The sequence below is a fragment of the Kribbella sp. NPDC003557 genome (genome assembly GCF_040610805.1).
GTDB lineage: Bacteria > Actinomycetota > Actinomycetes > Propionibacteriales > Kribbellaceae > Kribbella.
Map to the genome: position 1 here is coordinate 782117 of NZ_JBEXMY010000004.1, position 17496 is coordinate 799612.

Consider the following 17496-nt stretch of genomic DNA (forward strand, 5'->3'; position numbering starts at 1 on the left):
GGGTGTCTCAATTTAGGACCTCGTTCCCCCGCTGACGGGGCTGTACTGCAGATGACAGCCGGTCACATGAGCGGGAGGAGTGCCATGAGTCGCCAGAGTGTGGCGAAGGCCCACCAGAAGATCCAGGAGTTGTCCTGGGAACCGGCGTATCACGAGCCGGTCTCCCAGTACGGAACGGACTACACGTTCCGCAAGGCGCAGAAGAAGGACCCGCTGAAGCAGGTTCTGCGGTCGTACTTCCCGATGCAGGAGGAGAAGGACCACCGGGTGTACGGCGCCTCCGACGGCGCGATCCGCGGAAACATGTTCCGCCAGGTGCAGGAACGCTGGCTGGAATGGCAGAAACTTTTCCTCAGCATCATTCCGCTGCCGGAGATCTCGGCCGCCCGGGCGATGCCGCTGCTGTTCCGGACCGTACCGAACCCCGAGCTGCACAACGGCCAGGCGATCCAGATGATCGACGAGGTCCGGCACTCGACGATCCAGCAGAACCTCAAACGCCTGTACATGAACAACTACATCGACCCGGCAGGCTTCAACTCCAGCCTGCGGAACTTCCAGAGCGACTACTGCGGCACGATCGGCCGGCAGTTCGCCGAGGGGTTCATCACCGGTGACGCGATCACGGCGGCCAGTATCTACCTGACCATCGTGGCGGAGACCGCGTTCACCAACACGCTGTTCGTCGCGATGCCGGCCGAGGCCGCGGCCAACGGCGACTATCTGTTGCCGACCGTGTTCCACTCGGTACAGTCCGACGAGTCCCGGCACATCAGCAACGGCTACGCCACCTTGCTGATGGCGCTCGCCGACGAGGACAACCACCAGCTGCTCGCCCGCGACCTGCGGTACGCCTGGTGGAACAATCACCGCGTCGTCGACGCCGCGATCGGCACCTTCATCGAGTACGGCACCAAGGACCGCCGCAAGGACCGCGAGTCGTACGCCGAGATGTGGCGGCGCTGGATCTACGACGACTACTACCGCAGCTACCTGGTGCCGCTGGAGAAGTACGGTCTGGAGATCCCGCACGACCTGATCGAGGAGGCCTGGAACCAGATCTGGAACAAGGGCTACGTGCACGAGGTCGCGCAGTTCTTCGCCACCGGCTGGCTCGCCAACTACTGGCGGATCGACCCGATGACGGACAAGGACTTCGAGTGGTTCGAGTACAAGTACCCGGGCTGGTACGACAAGTACGGCAAGTGGTGGGAGAACTACAACCGCCTGTCCCGGCCGAACGGGCACAAGCCGATCGTGTTCGAGGACGTCGACTACGAGTACCCGCACCGCTGCTGGACGTGCATGGTGCCGTGCCTGGTCCGTGAGGACATGGTGATGGCGAAGGTCGACGGGCAGTGGCGGACGTACTGCCACGAGATGTGCAAGTGGACCGACGAGACCGCGTTCCGCCCGACCTACATGGGCCGGAACACGCCGAACATGGGCCAGCTGATCGGCCACCGTGAGTGGGAGACGCTGTACCACGGCTGGAACTGGGCCGACGTGGTGTCGGACATGGGCTTCGTCCGCGACGACGGCAAGACCATGGTCGCGCAGCCGCACCTCGACCTGGACCCGGACAAGATGTGGACGCTGGACCACCTGCGCAAGTGCCCGCCGCTGGCCAGCCCGAACGTACTGCTGAACGAGATGAGCGACGACGAGCGGACCGCGTTCGCCGCCCGCTACGTGAAGGGTGGTCCCGCCGGCCGTCCCGCCCCGGCCGAAGCCTGACGACCAGATGAAGCACGTCGTGAGGTTCGAACCGGTCGGCATCGAGATCGAGGTCGACGAGGAGCAGACGATCCTGCGCGCCGCGGCCGAGCAGGGCGTGATGCTCATGCACGGCTGCAAGGAGGGACAGTGCGCGTCCTGCAAGTCGTTCGTCCTCGACGGCGAGGACATCGACCTGGACCGCTACTCGACCTTCGCGCTGCCGGAGTACGAGCTGGACGAGGGCTACACGCTGCTGTGCCGGGCGCATGCCTTCGAGGACCTCACGATCGAGCTGCTCAACTACGACGAGGAGATGATCCGTTCCGGGCTGCCGATCCAGGAGCGCACCGCCGAGGTCGTGGCGATCAACCCGGTGACCCACGACCTGCGGCACCTGGTGCTGCGGGTGTCCGGCGAGCTGAAGTTCTTCCCCGGGCAGTACGTCGACATCTCGGTCCCGGACTCCGGCGCGAGCCGCTCGTTCTCGATGGCGAACACGTCCAGCCGGGAGAGCGGCCTGCTCGAGTTCGTGATCAAGGTGTACCCGGGCGGTCTGTTCTCGGAGTTTCTCGACCGGCGTCTCCGGGTCGGCGACCGCCTGGACCTGACCGGGCCGTTCGGGGTGTTCACCCTCCGGGACAACCCGGACGCCCGGCTGGTCTTCGTCGGCGGCGGGGCCGGCATGGCGCCGATCCTCGCGCTGCTGCGCTCGATGGCCGAGCGCGGCATCGACCGGCCGACGACGTTCTACTACGGCTCCCGCACGCAGCTCGACCTGTGTTTCGAGGACGAGCTGCGGGAGCTCGAGCAGACCCTCCCCCGGTTCCGGTACGTGCCGGCGCTGTCGGAGGCGGACTGGGACGGTGAGAGCGGGCTGATCACGGACGTGGTCCAGCGGCTCGAGCCCGACCTGACCGGAGCGGATGCCTACGTGTGCGGTCCACCGCCGATGGTCGAGGCGGCGATCCCGCTGCTCGAACGCCTCGGCGTCGCGACCAAGCACATCTACTACGACAAGTTCACCACGACCGGCGACGCCGGCGACTCGAAGGTGCTGGAGGCAGGAAGCCGATGACCACCACACACGACGCCCCCAAGACCGAACGCAGTGTTCCCAAACCGGTCTTCACCGATGCCGAGGCCGGCGCCCGCGAGTTCCCGGACTCGACCCTGCGGCACTACAACTACTACAAGCCGCAGAAGCGCAAGCAGAGCCACTACGAGGACGTCACGGTCGACGTCCAGCCGGATCCGCGGCACTACCTCAGCCAGGGCTGGCTGTACGGTTTCGCCGACGGACGCGGCGGCTACCCGATGGACTGGACCGTCCTGAAGGCCTGGGGTTCCGACCAGCCGGCGCCGAAGCGCGGGCCGGGCTCCGGCGGCCTGTTCGTGAAGGATTGGCCGGCCACCGGCTGGCACGAGTTCCGGGACCCGAACGAGGAGTGGGAGCTCACCCTCTACCGCTACAACTCCAACGTCGTCCGGCAGGTCACCCAGAACGTCGAGGCGGCCCGCCAGTCGAAGGCCTTCGAGCAGTGGAACCAGAACTGGGTCCGCTTCGTCGAGCACCACATCGGCGCCTGGATGCACGTCGACCACGGTCTCGGCCTGTACCTGTTCGCGAACGCGAACCGGCGCGCTCCGACCAACATGCACAACAACGCGATCTCGGTGAACAGCATGCACCGGATCCGCGCCGCCCAGGACCTCGCGCTGTACAACCTCACGCTCTCGGAGGAGATCGAGGGCTTCGACGGCAGCGCGCACCTGGAGACGTGGAACCACGACCCGGCGTGGCAGGGCGTCCGTGAGCTGGCCGAGTCGCTGACGGCGATCGACGACTGGTGCGAGGCGATCTTCGCGGCGAACGTCGTGTTCGAGCCGCTCGTCGGCGAGCTGTTCCGCAGCCAGCTGGTCCAGCAGGCGGCGCCGCGCAACGGCGACTTCGTCACCCCGACGGTCGTCGGCGCGGCGGAGTACGACTTCGCCGAGCGCGACCTGCGCTACACCACGGCGATGTTCGAGCTGCTGACCAACGACAAGGAGTTCGCGGACCACAACAAGACGATCATGGCGGGCTGGCTGTCGAGCTGGACCGCGAAGGCCCTGGCCGCAGCCCGCACGCTGCAGCCGTTGTGGTCGCAGCCGGACGCCAAACCGCCGCGGTTCGAGGACGGACTCGACCGCGCGAAGAGCCGGTTCAGCGGGATCGTCACCGCGCTGGGCCTGACCGAACCGAAGGAGTTGGCACAGTGACCACGCTCAAGGCAGTCGTCGAGAGTCCGTTCAAGTCCGACAGCACGGCGTCCAACAAGTGCGGCTTCACGCTGATGAACAACCAGGTCGGCGTCGTCGTCGCGGACGTGATGAAGGCCTACGACAACGTCACCGTGACACCGTTGCCGTCGATGATCCGGGTCGACGCGATCGGCAAGATGGAGGTCGTCTACGACGACGTGTCCGAGGCGCTCGGCGAGGAGCCCGGGTACTTCGACCAGGCCGAGTTCGAGGAGAACATGTCCACCCACTACGGGCGGATGGTGCACCTGGACGACCGGACGATCCTGTTCGCCAACCCCGAGGACGCCGCCGACTACATCGGTTTCGACCTGACCGCATCCAGCTGACACAAGGGGGTTCTCGTGTACGAGAAGAACGGTGAGAAGTACTTCGTGGTCGACAGCCACATGCACTTCTGGAATGCGGCGCCGGACAACTGGGTGCCGGGCGCGGAGCAGTACGCGAAGGGCTGGATCGAGTGTTTCCACGCGTACATGAGCCTGGCGCCGAAGGAGACGCACTGGCCGCTCGAGAAGTTCATGCGCTACACCGAGGACGACCTGATGAAGGACGTCTTCGAGGACGGCTACGTCGACGTGGCGGTGTTCCAGCCGACGTACCTGAAGGAGTGGTACAAGGAGGGGTTCAACACCACCGAGCAGAACGCGAACCTGGGCGAGAAGCACCCCGGGATGTTCGTGCTCAACACCCGGTTCGACCCCCGTGACGGTGACGCCGGCCTGGAGGAGCTCGCGCACAACGTCGACCGGTACGGCTCCAAGGGCGTCAAGCTCTACACGGCCGAGTGGAACGCCGGGTCCCGGGGCTACAAGCTGACCGACACCGCGGCGTACCGCTACCTGGAGAAGGCGCAGGAGCTCGGGATCAAGAACATCCACGTCCACAAGGGCCCGACGATCTGGCCGCTGGACAAGGACGCGTTCGACGTCTCCGACGTCGACCACGCCGCGACCGACTTCCCGGAGCTGAACTTCATCGTGGAGCACGTCGGGCTGCCGCGGATCGAGGACTTCTGCTTCATGGCCACCCAGGAGCCGAACGTGTACGCCGGTCTGTCGGTCGTCATCGGCGGCCTGATGCACGCCCGGCCGCGGTTCTTCGCCAAGGTGATGGGCGAGCTGCTGTTCTGGGTCGGCGAGGACAAGATGACGTTCGGCAGCGACTACGGGATCTGGGAGCCGAAGTGGCAGGTCGAGGGCTTCGTGGACTGGGAGTTCCCCGACGAGCCGGAGTTCGCGGACTACCCGCGGCTCGGGGTCGAGGGGAAGAAGAAGATCCTCGGGCTGAACGCCGCCAGGCTGTACGACCTCAAGGTGCCGGACGAACTGCAACTGAAGGAGGCGACGCCGGCCGCCCAGGACGACGCGAAGCTGGTCGAAGCCTGATGACGACGATCGTCACTGAGCGGGACCGGGTCCTGGACGCGCTGGCCGCCGTCCGGGACCCGGAGCTGGACGAGCCGATCACGACGCTGGGTTTCGTGTCCACCTGCGTCGTGTCGGCCGCCGGTGACGTGGTCGTGCGGCTCCGGCTGCCGACGTACTTCTGTGCGCCGAACTTCGCCTTCCTGATGGTCGCCGACGCCTACGACGTGGTCTCCGCGGTGCCCGCCGTACGCTCGGTCGACGTCGCACTGGAGGACCACTTCGCGGCCGCGCAGATCAATGCGGGCGTGGCCGCCCGGGCCGGATTCGTGGCGTCCTTCGACGGTGAGGCAGCGGCGGAGCTCGACGAGCTCCGCCGCACGTTCGTCGCCAAGGCGGTGCTGGCCGGGACCGACCAGGTCTGCCGCCCGCTGGTTGCGTCAGGCATCGATCCGGCCGGCGTCGCCCGGCTGGCGATCGCCGACGTACCGCCGTCGCCCGAGCTCGACCGGCTGCTGCGGCGCCGGGCCGAGCTCGGGCTGCCGGTGGGTCCGGACGCGCCGCTGCTCGTGGACGCCGGCACGGGCGCGGCGATCACCGAGGACGCCGCGGCACGGCATCTCGGGCTGGCCCGGCTGACCCGGACCGGGATCGAGGCCAACACCGGGATCTGCAGGGGAATGCTGAAGCACCGGTACGCCGAGACCGGTGCGGGCGAGGAGGGGTAGCGATGAAGGCCGTTCGACTGCACGGGTACCACCAGCAACCAGTGGTCGACGACGTACCGGAACCGGTCGTCAAGGGCCCGCTGGACGTCGTGGTCAAGATCGGCGGCGCCGGGGTGTGCCGTACCGACCTGCACATCATCGAGGGCCAGTGGGACGCGGCGATGCACCCGACGCTGCCGTACACGATCGGCCACGAGAACGCCGGCTGGGTGCACGAGATCGGCTCGGCCGTCACCAACGTGCAGGTCGGCGACACCGTCATCCTGCACCCGACGCCGACCTGCGGGCTCTGCGCGGCCTGTCGCGCCGGCGACGACATGCACTGCGAGAACAGCACGTTCCCCGGCCTGGACAGCGACGGCGGGATGGCGGAGTACCTCCTCACGTCTGCCCGCGCGTGCGTCAAGCTCGACCCGAGCACCCGGCCGCAGGACGTGGCGGCGCTGGCCGACGCCGGCATCACGGCGTACCACGCGGTGCGCAAGGCGATCCCGTTGCTGCCGCCGGGGACGACCTGTGTCGTGATCGGCGCGGGCGGCCTCGGGCACATCGGCGTCCAGTGCCTGGCGGCGCTGACCGCGGCCCGGATCATCGTCGTCGACCGCAACCCGGACGCGCTCAAGCTGGCCGAGCAGCTCGGCGCCGACCAGACCGTGGTTGCCGATGGCAAGCAGGTCGACGCGGTGCTGGACCTCACCAACGGCGCCGGTGCGCAGGTCGTCCTGGACTTCGTCGCCGAGCAGGGCGCGGAGCACGACGGCTTCGCGATGACCGGCCGGGCCGGGTCGTACTTCGTCATCGGGTACGGCGGCCAGGTGCAGATCCCGACCCTCGACATCATCTCCACCGAACGCAACATCGTCGGCAACATCGTCGGCACGTTCAACGAACTGGCCGAGCTGATGGCGCTCGCCCAGGCCGGGAAGGTCACCCTGCACACCCGGACCTACCCGCTCGACGCGGCCGCCGACGCGGTCGCCGATCTCGACGCCGGCCGCGTCCGCGGCCGCGCGATCCTCGTTCCGTAACGACCATTTCCGGAGGGATTTGATGGCCAAGGAACTCAGATTCGGAGAGAACGCCCGTGATCTGTTGCTGGCCGGGGTCGACCAGTTGGCGGACGCGGTGAAGTCGACGCTGGGCCCGAAGGGCCGCAACGTGATCCTGGAGAAGATCACCGGGTCGCCGGTGGTCACCAACGACGGCGTCACGATCGCCCGGGAGATCCACCTCAAGAACCAGTTCGAGAACATGGGCGCCCAGCTGGTCAAGGAAGCCGCGATCAAGACCAACGACATCGTCGGCGACGGCACCACGACCGCGACCGTGATCGCGCAGGCCATCATCCGCGAGGGGATGGCCGCGATCGGCTCCGGCGGGAACCCCGTGCTGGTGAAACGGGGGATCGACCTGGCCGTCGGGAAGCTGGTCGAGCGGCTGCGCGAGGTCGCGCACCCGGTGGTCACCGAGCAGGACTACGCGCGGGTCGCGGCGATCTCGGCGAACGACGACGACGTGGTCGGCGCGGTCATCGCGAAGGCCCTGCACACGGTCGGCGACGGCGGCATCGTCACGGTCGAGGAGTCCTCGGTGCACGGGATGACCGTCGACTTCGTCGAGGGTTTCGAGTTCGACAACGGCTACCTGTCGCCGTACATGGTGACCGATCCGGGCAGCCTGCAGGCCGTCCTCGACAACCCGTACATCCTGTTGTGCAGCGAGAAGATCACCAAGGTCCAGGAAGTGATGCCGCTGCTGGACCGGATCATGCGCGAGCCGCGGCCGCTGGTGATCATCGCCGAGAGCCTCGAAGGTACGGCGCTCAGCATGCTCGTCCACAACCACGTGAACGGGCTGTTCCAGTGCGTGGCCGTGAAGGCGCCGGGGTTCGGCGACCGGCGGCTGCACAAGCTGGAGGACATCGGGGCGATCACCGGGGGCGCGGTCTACAGCCGGCACTCGGGCTTCAGCCTCGAGACCATGACGCTCGACCAGCTCGGCCGGGCGGACCAGGTGCGGGTCACCGCCGACCGTACGGCGATCGTGGCTCGCTCGGGTCACGAGGACGCGGTCGCGTTCCGGATCGCCCAGTTGCGGGCCGAGCTGGAGCGGGCGACGTTCGGCGTCGACGAGGACGTTCTCACCGAGCGGATCGGCGCGCTGTCCGGGAGGGTGGCGGTGATCCGGGTCGGCGCACCGACGCCCGCCGAGCTGAAGGAACTCCAGCACCGTGTCGAGGACGCGCTCTCCGCTACCCGCGCCGCGATGGCGGAAGGGATCGTGGCGGGTGGCGGCATGGCCCTCCTGCATGCCTCCACCGCGCTCGACGGTCTCGACGTGCAGGGTGATTACCGGACCGGGGTCGACATCGTCCGGCGCGCGTTGCGCGAACCGGCGTACCTGATCGCGGCGAACGCCGGCTACTCGGGCGCCGAGGTCCTGGAGCGGACGTCGGCGATGGACGTCGACGACGGGTTCGACGCCCTCGACGGCCGCTACGGCAACATGCTGACGATGGGCATCATCGACCCGCTCCGCGTCGCTCGATCCGCCCTGCAGAACGGCGCCTCGGTCGCCGGCCTGCTCCTCACCACCAACACCCTGATCGCCGAGGAGCAGACCCCTTGGGGAGGCAGCCCTGCCTTGATGACCGAGTACGGCGCCCTGGACGAGGGACTGCACCAGCCGTCCCCCGACTCCAGTACCCCACAATCCCTGGGCCTCGGCCCCTCGGTCGCCTAGGAGGCTTTACAGAGGCAAGCCGTTGCTGTCGGTGTTGAGGGACTGTGGTTTGAACTTGGTCAGGACGGCGGTCAGTTCCCCGCCGGGACGCTGGATGATGGTGCCGCCGTCCTGCCAGATCCCGTCGAGGTGCTGGAAAGGTCCTGGCGGGTCGCCCTGGTTGTAGTGGATGTCGTGGACGCCGAGGCCGGTCGAGTACGGGGCGCCGTACACGTAGACACGCTCGCATCCGAGCAGGCGCTGCTCGAGCAGGTTCAACGCGTTGTCGGCCGTGCTCTCGACCCAGCCGAACCTGGGCGACTTCAAGATCCCGTTCAGCCAGGCGACGAGCGGGTCGTAGACGACAGTCACGCACCCACCGGATCCCCGCAGCAGCGGCGACCGGATGTAGTCGAGCGCACCGGACGTAGGCGTACTGGCCAGCAGATGCCACCCGTCACTCAGGGCGGCCGTCGACGCGAACAGCTGCGGATTGAGGTTTCGTACTTCGCGATACTCCACCGGCACCCCGCTGGGCGTCGACACGTCCACCGCACACTCGTACTCACCGGCCGGCGCGGCGATGTACATCTTCCCGTGATACCAGGACCCGAAGTCATCCGGATCCTCGCGCGCGAACCGCACCAGCCGGCCGACGAGAACCCCATAGCTCGTTAAAGGCATAGCTCCTCCCCCTCCACCCTTCAGCATGGACTTGTTGTGGGTGTCGCGCACTAGCGCCGGATCAGGCCGAGAGAGGTGGCTGTGGCGACGGCGGCGGTGCGGGAGTCGACGCCGAGTTTGGTGTAGATGCGGGCGAGGTGGGACTTCACGGTGCCCTCGGTGAGGTGCAACTGCCCGCCGATGGCCTGGTTGGACAGCCCTTGCGCGACCAACCCGAGGACCTCGGTCTCGCGCCGGGTCAGGGCAGTGCCCGGTGTCCGGAGCCGGGTCATCAGGCGATCCGCGACGCTGGGCGCCAGCGCCGTACGGCCTTCGGCGGCGGTGCGCACGGCAGCGGCCAGGTCTTCCGGTGGGGCGTCTTTGAGCAGGTAGCCGGTCGCGCCGGCCTCGATGGCGGGCAGGATGTCGGCGTCGCTGTCGTACGTCGTGACGATCAGGACGCGGGGCGCTCCGGCCCGGCCCACGATGGCGGCCGTGGCCTCGGTGCCGTTCAGGTCCTTGCCGAACTGGATGTCCATGAGGACCACGTCGATGTCGCCGCGGGCGGCCCGGACGACGGCCTCCTCCGCCCTGGCTGCCTCGGCCACCACCTCGATGTCCGGCTCGGTCGACAGGACCGCGCGCAGCCCGGCCCGGACGATCGGGTGGTCGTCCGCCAGCAGGACACGGATGGGTACGTCGGTCACGAGCGAGCCCGGGTCGTCGCAGCGGGCAGTGCCGGCAGTGCGGCCAGCACCCTCGTACCGTTGCCGGGGACGGAGCTGATCGTCAAGGAACCGCCGAGCTCCTGCAGGCGGGACCGCATGGCGGGAAGCCCGAAGCCGCCACCGTCCGGCGCCCGGTCCGTCAGTTCGTCCGGGTCGAACCCGCGTCCGTCGTCAGCGATGCCCAGGACGACTTGGCCGCCGGAGAAGCTCAGGGTCACGTCGGCCACGCTCGCGCCGGCGTGCCGGACGACGTTCGCGAGCGCGGACTGGGCGACGCGCAACAGCGCCACCTCCAGTGCCGTCGGCAACGGTACGGCGTCACCCTCCACGCGGAACCGTGCAGCGAGGTGGTGCCGGGTGGCCGTCGTGGCACACAGGCGCTCCAACGCGCCGGCCAGGCTCGCGCCTTCCAGCGAGGGCGGTGCGAGTGCGGCGACGAACCGCCGTACCTCAGCGAGGTTGTCGGCGGCGGCGCGGCGGGCCTGGTCGACGTACTCCGAGGCGTTCTGCGGATCGGCTGGAAGGGATCGTTCGGCGGCGCGCAGCAACAGCTGGATGCTCGACAGCCCCTGGGCGAGCGTGTCGTGGATCTCGCGGGCCAGGCGTTCCCGTTCGGCCGCGACGCCGGCGGCGTGTTGTGCGGTCGCGAGATCGCTGCGCGTGGCGGTCAGCTCGCCGATCAGGCGCCGGCGTTGTTCGCTCTCCCGGTACAGGGCCTGATAGCCCCAGACCACAGCCACGGCGACGGCGGCTCCGAGGGCAGGTCCGATCGCGATCGCGACACTGAAGGAGCCCTGATGCGCGGCGAAGCCGACGATCGCCACGATCGCTGTCAGCACCACGGCGACCAGACCGGTACGCCGGGGCGCCAGGTGCAGCAGCAGGAAGTACAGCGGAAAGGCGAGCCAGACCCCATCGGCGGAGAGCGCCAGTACGACCACCCACGCCGCCCCGAGAACGGCCAGCCACACAAGGGCGTTGCGCGACGAACGTCGTACGGCGGGCAGGGCCGGGCCGGCCACATAGACCGCGGCGCAGATCGCGGCTGCGACCACGACCGCTGCCACTCGCGGGTTGCCGTCGGCCACGGCCCGGATCACGGTCAGGGCCAGCAGGGCGATGACCAGCAGATGCAGGCACCACGCGAGCATTCGAGTGGTCGGGGTCAGGACAACGGCGTTCACTGTGCTCCCAGGTTAGAGGCAAAGCGCTCGCCGGACCTCTATCGAAAGATGGAAGCCGGTGGCCGTCTTCCGGCGCCGCGAATGCCGTCCTCCGCCAGATGTCCGGCACCGGCCCGGTTGCAACCCTGGGAATATGTTCGTTGCCTGGAGAGACCTGAGGTTCGCCAAGGGGCGTTTCGCCCTGATGGGGACCGTCATCGTGCTGATCACGTTGCTCGTCGGATTGCTGTCCGGCCTGACCGCCGGGCTCGGCCGGCAGAACGTGTCCGCGATCACCGACCTTCCGGCGAGCCACATCGTGTTCGGCGCCGCGGGTGACGGACAGGGACCGTCGTACTCGAACTCCACGGTCACCGAGGCCCAGTGGCAGCAGTGGGCGCGGACGCCCGGAGTCCGCAGCGCGGAGCCGCTCGGCATCACGCTGACCAGGGCCGTCGCCGGCGCCCGGAGCATCGGGGTGTCGGCGTTCGGCGTTCACCCCGCGTCCGCTCTCGCTCCGGCCGGCGCGGCCCTCGACGACCGTACCGCGGTGCTGTCGGCCGCCGCCGCGGACGACCTCGGGGTCACCGCGGGCGACACCGTGACGCTCGCGGGGCGGCCTCTCGTCGTCAGCGCCGTACGTGGTGATGCCTCCTTCAGCCACGCGCCGGTGGTCTGGATCAGCCTGAACACCTGGCAGCAGGCCGCTCGTACGGACGGGCCGACAGCCACGGTCATCGCCTTGGACACGACGTCCGCGGCCGACCTCGGAGCCGCGGACCAGGCGGCGGGAACCCGGACGGTCAGCAAGGGCGACTCGCTGTCGGCGATCGGGTCCTACCGTTCCGAGAACGGCTCACTGCAGTTGATGCGCGGCTTCTTGTTCGCGATCTCGGCGCTGGTGATCGGCGCGTTCTTCACCGTGTGGACGATCCAGCGCAGCGGCGACATCGCCGTACTCAAGGCCCTGGGGGCCTCGACCGCGGGCCTGCTGAAGGACGCACTCGGCCAGGCCGTCGTCCTCCTAGCCGGCGGCACGCTGATCGGCACCGGTCTCGCGGCGGTCCTCGGAGCTGTCGTCGCCGGTTCGGCCGTGCCGTTCGTCCTCACTCCGGCGGTCGTCGCCCTCCCGGCGGCGGTGATGGTCGTCCTCGGTGTCGCCGGAGCCGCGTTGTCCGTCCGCAGGATCACGTCGGTGGATCCGCTGACCGCTCTGGGGAGCGCCCGATGAGCCTGGAACTGTCCGACATCACCCTCACCTACCCCGACGGCGACTCCCGCCTGACCGCGCTGGACCGCGTCACCCTCCACGTACCTCCGGGCAGCCTCACCGCCGTCATCGGCCCCTCCGGCTCCGGCAAGTCCAGCCTCCTCGCCGTTGCCGCGACCCTGATCACCCCCGACAGCGGCACAGTCACCGTGGACGGCAGCACGACGGCCGGACTCACCCGCGGCGAACTCGCCGAGCTCCGCCGCCACACCATCGGCATCGTGTTCCAGCAACCGAACCTGCTGCCGTCCCTCACCGCCGCCGAGCAACTCCAGGTGATGGCACAGATCGACGGCCGCAGTCCGCGTACCGCCGCCCGCAAGGCATCCGAGCTCCTCGACGCCGTCGGCCTCGCCGGCCAGGCCGGCCGGCGACCGCACCAGCTGTCCGGCGGCCAGCGTCAGCGCATCAACATCGCCCGGGCGCTGATGAACGACCCGAAACTCCTGCTCGTCGACGAACCGACCAGCGCACTCGACCACGAGCGCGGCGCGGCCGTCATCGACCTCATCACCCGGCTCACCCACGACCACTCGACCGCCACCGTGCTCGTCACCCACGACCGCGCCCACCTGAGCGCCGCCGATCAGATCGCCGAGGTCGCCGACGGCCGCCTCGCCGGGTAACGTCGCGTCGGTCGCGTTCCCGACTCGATGTGGAGGATCCCGATGGGCACAGTCCTGGTCACCGGTGCGTCAGGTATCGCCGGGCGGGAGGTGTCGCGGGTGCTGGCCGCGGCGGGTCATCACGTACGGCGCGCCGACATCGCCCCGTCCGCCGATCCCGCGGACTCCGCGATCGGTGAGTTCGTGCGCTGCGACACCCGGACGCCGACCGACGTGCTGGACGCGGTGGCAGGCTGCGACGCGGTGGTTCACCTCGCCGCCTGGCACAACGCTCACCAGCCGGGAGTCAGCGACGCGACGATCTTCGCGGTCAACGTCGACGGTACGTTCAACGTCGTCCAGGCGTGCCGCGCGGCGGGCATCCGCAGCGTCGTCTTCGCGTCCTCGATGGCGTACGGCTGGGGAAGTGTCTACAGCGTCACGAAGGTCCTCGGCGAAGACCTCTGGAAGATGTACCGCGAGGTCACCGGCGCGTCCGTCGCGCTCCTGCGCTACCACGGCTTCGTTCCCGAGCAGTACCTGCGCTGGGGCGAACGGCTGCTGCGCAACGGCGTCGACGTCCGCGACATCGCGACCGCGACCGCCGCCGCGACCGAGGCCGCGCTGGCGGGCCGCATCGACCTCTTCAGCACGATCGTGCACAGCGATCACGCACTGCCGAAGGAAGTCCAGGACGACTTCACGACGCACGGCGCCGCGTGGGCGGAGTCGAGACTGCCCGGCGCGACGGCTTTGATCGAGCGCCACCAGCTCGCACTGCCGGACCGCGTCGAGCAGCACGATCTCAGCGCGGCCGCAGACCTCCTGGGGTGGCGCCCACAGCACGACTTCATCGAGTTCCTCGAGGACCTGCAGCGCCGCGAAGCCGCCGGAGAAGACGTCAACGACCTGTGGGCACCGGGCCGCATCCCGGCCTCATAGCATCGCGCAGTCCCCTGGGCAGCTCGCGACGAGGGCTGCGCTGCTGTCGGTCGTGCCGGACGGCGGCGGGCCGTCGGAGTCGGACAGCGAGCCCCAGATCGCGATCGCGACGGCCACGCCGACCAGGAGCAGCAGGAATGCCAGGAAGGCGGCGCCGAGGGCGCCTCCGGACTTGTTCTCGGTCATTACTCTCCCAGGAGCCGAACGCTTCGCATCCTGCCAACAGCGCGACCGTTCGGGAAGCGGGATCGCCAACACACCAAGGATTCTGCAGGTACCTGCCACCGCATCTGCTCTGCGTGTCACCGGCCTGCTACGAAGCGCGTCCGTCCACGACGCGATGTTTGACGACGCGCTGTCGATCAGGCACTGCGAGGTACGACGGTGTAGCCGCGGCCCCGGATCGCCTCGAAGCTCTGCGCGCGAACCTCGTCCGACGGGAACGCCGCGACGAACGTCTCCACGAACGTGCCGACCACCGCCGGCAGCAACCGGGCGCCGTCCACCGTCATGTTCGCCAGGCACCGCGGCTGCTCCCCGGCGGGCAACAGCGCGTACTGCCGGGACATCTCCCCCAGCAGCACGTCGTACTTGCGCACCGCGTCCCCGACGGTCAGCCCCTCCTCGACCGTTGCCCGACGCAACGTCTCGCGGGCGTCGGCGATCGCGGTCTCCTTCATGGCCCGCAGCACGCCGACCGTCTCGGCGGCGTACCGCACGGTCCCGTCCTCGCGCGCGACGAACCGGACCTGGATCATCCCGGAGCCGCGCGATTACACCGCGTGTCGAAGCGCCGCCGCCAATAGGTCCGGGCGTCGGTGAGAACTGGTCCCGCAGTTGGATCCACGACGGTTCTTTCGGATCATTCGCCGGCGCGGACGGGACCGTAGCGTGGCCCGGAGAGGGGTGGACGAGCGGGTACGGAGGTGGCCGTGACTCGGGTTCTCGTTGCCGATCGGCCGTCACCGGTGTTGCGCGCCGTCCGGGAAGCAGTCGTCGGTGAGAGCGAGCTGGAGCTCGAGCCGGCGTTCGGCACCGAGCTGGAGCTGATGCTGGCCGTCGCCGAGCTGGAACCGGACCTCGTCGTGGTGTCGATGTCCGGCCGGGTTGTGCCGCCGTTGGCCGAACGGCTCCTCGACGAGTACCCCCGGCTGATGGTTCTGGCGCTCGATGTGGACCACAGCGAAGGCCTGGTCCAGACGAGCGGGTCTCGTGGGGAGCTGATCGAGGACCTGTACGGCGAGCGTCTGAGAGAGGTGCTCAAGTCCGCAGTCGGCTGATTCGTCGCCGGGAGGGAGCAAGAGATGCCGGAGACCGACTACCCATATCTTCGGGACGCACTGGACGACCGATTCTCCGGGCTGACCGATGCCGAGCTGGACTCGGTGTTCGCGACCGCGTTCGGGGACGACGTCACACCGATCGAGTACGAGGAGTTCTTCTCCGACCTCGGGAAGGCGTTCAGCACCTTCGCGCGACAGGCCGCACCCGTGGCCGCGACCGCGTTGCAGGGCGGTCTCGAGGGCGGGATGAAGGGCATGAAGTACGGACCGTACGGCGCGCTGGTCGGAGCTCTCGCCGGCGGCACCGGCGCCGCCCTGCAGAAACACACGACCGGAACCGGTCGCGACGTCGGCTCGGTGCTCAGCGGCGTCGTCAACATCGCCGGCGGCGGTCTCGGCGGCCCCGCCGGTGCCCCGGCGCCGCTGCCACCAGGCCCGCCCACCGGTGCGGCGCCCGGCGCGACAGCAAGGCCGCCGGCCACTGACCAGCTGATGCGCCTGCTGGCGACGCCCGAGCTCGGTCAGGCACTTGCCGCGCTCATTCGCGGCAGCAACAGCACCGTACCGGCCGGGCCCGGCGGCACGCCGGTACCGGCCAACGCCTACGCAGGGCTGTTGTCGGCGCTCGCCCGGGAGTCGGAAGCCGAGGCCTCGGGCTGGGACGAAGCGACAGCGGTGCCGGCCTACCTGGTCGGCCCGGACGGCCGCTTGGTCGCTGATCCGAGCGATCCGGACCAGCGATCCGGGCGACTGCTCCAGCTGCTGTCGGCGCAGCCTCGGGAGCAGGAAGAGCGGGACGACGGTATCGAGACGGTCGTCTTCCCGGAGGACTATCCCGAGGCCTACGACGAAGCCTATGACGAGGCTTTTGACGAGTACGACGAGTACGAGGACGCGTTGGGGTGAGCACGATGCCGGACGCCGATGTGGTCGAGGTTCTCAAACAACAGCTGGCCAGCGGTCAGAGCCTGGAACAGACCGTCAAGAACCTCGCACAGAACGACCCGCAGCTCGCACCGATCGTGCAGGCCCTGACCGACCGCGAGGCGGAGCGGGAGCACGGAATCGAGCAGGACGAGCTGCAAGCCGAACAGGAGCGTCAGCAACTCGAGGACGCGGCCGAGCACCGTCGCCGGACGACGGCGCTGCGGACCCACTTCGACGAACTCGTTCTCGAGCTCGACGCACTGCGGGAACGCCTGACGGAGCTCGCCGGCGCACTCGGCGCCTGTCCCGAGTGCCTCGGCGACGATCCCGGATGCCGGTGGTGCCGGGGCCGCGGGGCGCCCGGGTTCATGCCACCCGAGCCGGTCGCGTTCGAGCGGCTGGTGATGCCCGCACTGCAGTTGCAGGCCCGTCTGCACGGGCGACAGATCGCGGCGGTGGACCGCGGGAGCACCGATGAAAGGAGTGCTTCATGAACGGATACTCGGAAGACCTGGAATCACTGCTCGACAGCCTGGACTACGAGGCCTTCGACGAGGCGTTCGACGAAGCGGCGCCGCGCCGTACGGCCGTCCGGACGCCGACCCGCCGGAGCAGCTTCGTCCCCCGGCAGACGACCACGCCGGCGAGTCAGACCCAGGTCCAGAGCGCGGCGCGCAACCTGGACAGCAAGATCGAGACCTTGAGCAGTGCGGTCCAGGCACTCGAGACCCGCACCAACACGCTGTCCACGACGCAGGACCGTCAAGGCAGCCTGCTACGCCGGGAGGTCGCGGACCGTCGCAAGACCTCGGATTCGATCCGGTCCGATCTGCAGCAGACCAAGATGCTGGCAGTACTGCTCCCGTTGCTCAGCCAGGAATCGATCGAGGGAACCGACGACAGCGGCCGGTCGGTCCGCGTTCTCACCCAGTCGCAGAACCAGCTGACCACTTTGCTGCCGTTGCTGTTCCTCCTGCCGGGCTACTCCGGTGGTGACAGCAAGGGCGGCTTCGGTGGCGGCGACTCGACCATGATGCTGTTGCTGCTCGTCCTGTTGCTCGGCCGCCGGTGAGGGGGTG

General features: G+C 68.8%; 20 protein-coding genes. 15 read left to right on the forward strand and 5 right to left on the reverse strand.

Annotation, left to right across the window (positions count from 1 at the left end; translation table 11 throughout):
* The first annotated feature begins 84 nt into the window (after positions 1-84).
* The 8 genes from ABZW60_RS20075 to groL are packed head-to-tail and all read left to right on the forward strand — an operon-like array spanning position 85 to position 8857.
* Complete coding sequence (locus ABZW60_RS20075; RefSeq protein ID WP_355478834.1) at positions 85-1737, forward strand: hypothetical protein; 1653 nt, start codon at positions 85-87, stop codon at positions 1735-1737.
* Between the two features lie 19 nt (positions 1738-1756).
* Positions 1757-2794, forward strand: a complete 1038-nt coding sequence (locus ABZW60_RS20080; RefSeq protein ID WP_355478835.1) for a 2Fe-2S iron-sulfur cluster binding domain-containing protein — start codon at positions 1757-1759, stop codon at positions 2792-2794.
* Positions 2791-3978: a hypothetical protein gene (locus tag ABZW60_RS20085; protein ID WP_355478836.1), complete on the forward strand. Its 1188-nt coding sequence runs from the start codon at positions 2791-2793 to the stop codon at positions 3976-3978. Before ABZW60_RS20080 ends, ABZW60_RS20085 begins: the two co-directional genes overlap by 4 nt.
* Entirely contained in the window at positions 3975-4349 is a 375-nt protein-coding gene (gene mimD, locus ABZW60_RS20090) for a propane 2-monooxygenase effector subunit MimD (protein ID WP_355478838.1), read from the forward strand. The genes ABZW60_RS20085 and mimD overlap by 4 nt, the downstream gene beginning before the upstream one ends.
* A 15-nt stretch (positions 4350-4364) precedes the next feature.
* Entirely contained in the window at positions 4365-5408 is a 1044-nt protein-coding gene (locus tag ABZW60_RS20095; RefSeq protein WP_355478840.1) for an amidohydrolase family protein, read from the forward strand.
* The gene (locus tag ABZW60_RS20100) at positions 5408-6115 is read left to right on the forward strand and encodes an iron-sulfur cluster assembly protein (RefSeq protein WP_355478842.1); all 708 of its coding nucleotides are present in this window, start codon (positions 5408-5410) and stop codon (positions 6113-6115) included. The genes ABZW60_RS20095 and ABZW60_RS20100 overlap by 1 nt, the downstream gene beginning before the upstream one ends.
* A gap of 2 nt (positions 6116-6117) precedes the next feature.
* Positions 6118-7143 (forward strand): NAD(P)-dependent alcohol dehydrogenase, encoded by a 1026-nt coding sequence (locus ABZW60_RS20105; RefSeq protein WP_355478844.1) that lies wholly within the window; start codon positions 6118-6120, stop codon positions 7141-7143.
* Positions 7144-7162: 19 nt separating this feature from the next.
* The gene (gene groL / locus ABZW60_RS20110) at positions 7163-8857 is read left to right on the forward strand and encodes a chaperonin GroEL (RefSeq protein ID WP_355478846.1); all 1695 of its coding nucleotides are present in this window, start codon (positions 7163-7165) and stop codon (positions 8855-8857) included.
* 6 nt (positions 8858-8863) lie between these two features.
* Here groL and ABZW60_RS20115 read toward each other — a convergent pair whose 3' ends face one another.
* The 3 genes from ABZW60_RS20115 to ABZW60_RS20125 are packed head-to-tail and all read right to left on the reverse strand — an operon-like array spanning position 8864 to position 11411.
* Positions 8864-9520 carry a DUF2278 family protein gene (locus ABZW60_RS20115; protein WP_355478848.1) on the reverse strand — a complete coding sequence of 219 codons (657 nt, stop codon included), beginning with the start codon at positions 9518-9520 and terminating at the stop codon, positions 8864-8866.
* Between the two features lie 50 nt (positions 9521-9570).
* Positions 9571-10206, reverse strand: coding sequence for a response regulator transcription factor (locus tag ABZW60_RS20120; RefSeq protein WP_355478850.1), 636 nt, complete (start codon positions 10204-10206; stop codon positions 9571-9573).
* Entirely contained in the window at positions 10203-11411 is a 1209-nt protein-coding gene (locus ABZW60_RS20125; protein WP_355478852.1) for a sensor histidine kinase, read from the reverse strand. Before ABZW60_RS20125 ends, ABZW60_RS20120 begins: the two co-directional genes overlap by 4 nt.
* A gap of 133 nt (positions 11412-11544) precedes the next feature.
* Here ABZW60_RS20125 and ABZW60_RS20130 point away from each other — a divergent pair, with 133 nt between their 5' ends.
* The 3 genes from ABZW60_RS20130 to ABZW60_RS20140 are packed head-to-tail and all read left to right on the forward strand — an operon-like array spanning position 11545 to position 14207.
* On the forward strand, positions 11545-12621 hold the full coding sequence (locus ABZW60_RS20130) for an ABC transporter permease (protein WP_355478854.1): 1077 nt from the start codon (positions 11545-11547) through the stop codon (positions 12619-12621).
* Entirely contained in the window at positions 12618-13286 is a 669-nt protein-coding gene (locus ABZW60_RS20135; protein WP_355478856.1) for an ABC transporter ATP-binding protein, read from the forward strand. Before ABZW60_RS20130 ends, ABZW60_RS20135 begins: the two co-directional genes overlap by 4 nt.
* A 42-nt stretch (positions 13287-13328) precedes the next feature.
* On the forward strand, positions 13329-14207 hold the full coding sequence (locus ABZW60_RS20140; protein ID WP_355478858.1) for an NAD(P)-dependent oxidoreductase: 879 nt from the start codon (positions 13329-13331) through the stop codon (positions 14205-14207).
* Here the strand turns inward: ABZW60_RS20140 and ABZW60_RS20145 are convergent.
* A complete protein-coding gene (locus ABZW60_RS20145) occupies positions 14202-14393 on the reverse strand; it encodes a hypothetical protein (protein WP_355478860.1) in 192 nt (63 codons plus the stop codon). The two genes, ABZW60_RS20140 and ABZW60_RS20145, sit on opposite strands and share 6 nt — an antisense overlap.
* 176 nt (positions 14394-14569) lie before the next feature.
* On the reverse strand, positions 14570-14965 hold the full coding sequence (locus tag ABZW60_RS20150; RefSeq protein ID WP_355478862.1) for a hypothetical protein: 396 nt from the start codon (positions 14963-14965) through the stop codon (positions 14570-14572).
* 174 nt (positions 14966-15139) lie between these two features.
* On the opposite strand from ABZW60_RS20150, the gene ABZW60_RS20155 reads away from it, so the two are divergent.
* From ABZW60_RS20155 to ABZW60_RS20170, 4 genes are read left to right on the forward strand one after another with little or no spacing between them, the layout of a single operon-like run.
* A complete protein-coding gene (locus ABZW60_RS20155) occupies positions 15140-15487 on the forward strand; it encodes a hypothetical protein (RefSeq protein ID WP_355478864.1) in 348 nt (115 codons plus the stop codon).
* A 24-nt stretch (positions 15488-15511) separates the two neighbouring features.
* Complete coding sequence (locus tag ABZW60_RS20160; RefSeq protein ID WP_355478866.1) at positions 15512-16396, forward strand: hypothetical protein; 885 nt, start codon at positions 15512-15514, stop codon at positions 16394-16396.
* Positions 16393-16911 (forward strand): hypothetical protein, encoded by a 519-nt coding sequence (locus ABZW60_RS20165; protein ID WP_355478868.1) that lies wholly within the window; start codon positions 16393-16395, stop codon positions 16909-16911. The genes ABZW60_RS20160 and ABZW60_RS20165 overlap by 4 nt, the downstream gene beginning before the upstream one ends.
* Positions 16908-17489 carry a hypothetical protein gene (locus ABZW60_RS20170; protein ID WP_355478870.1) on the forward strand — a complete coding sequence of 194 codons (582 nt, stop codon included), beginning with the start codon at positions 16908-16910 and terminating at the stop codon, positions 17487-17489. The genes ABZW60_RS20165 and ABZW60_RS20170 overlap by 4 nt, the downstream gene beginning before the upstream one ends.
* Positions 17490-17496: the final 7 nt, after the last annotated feature.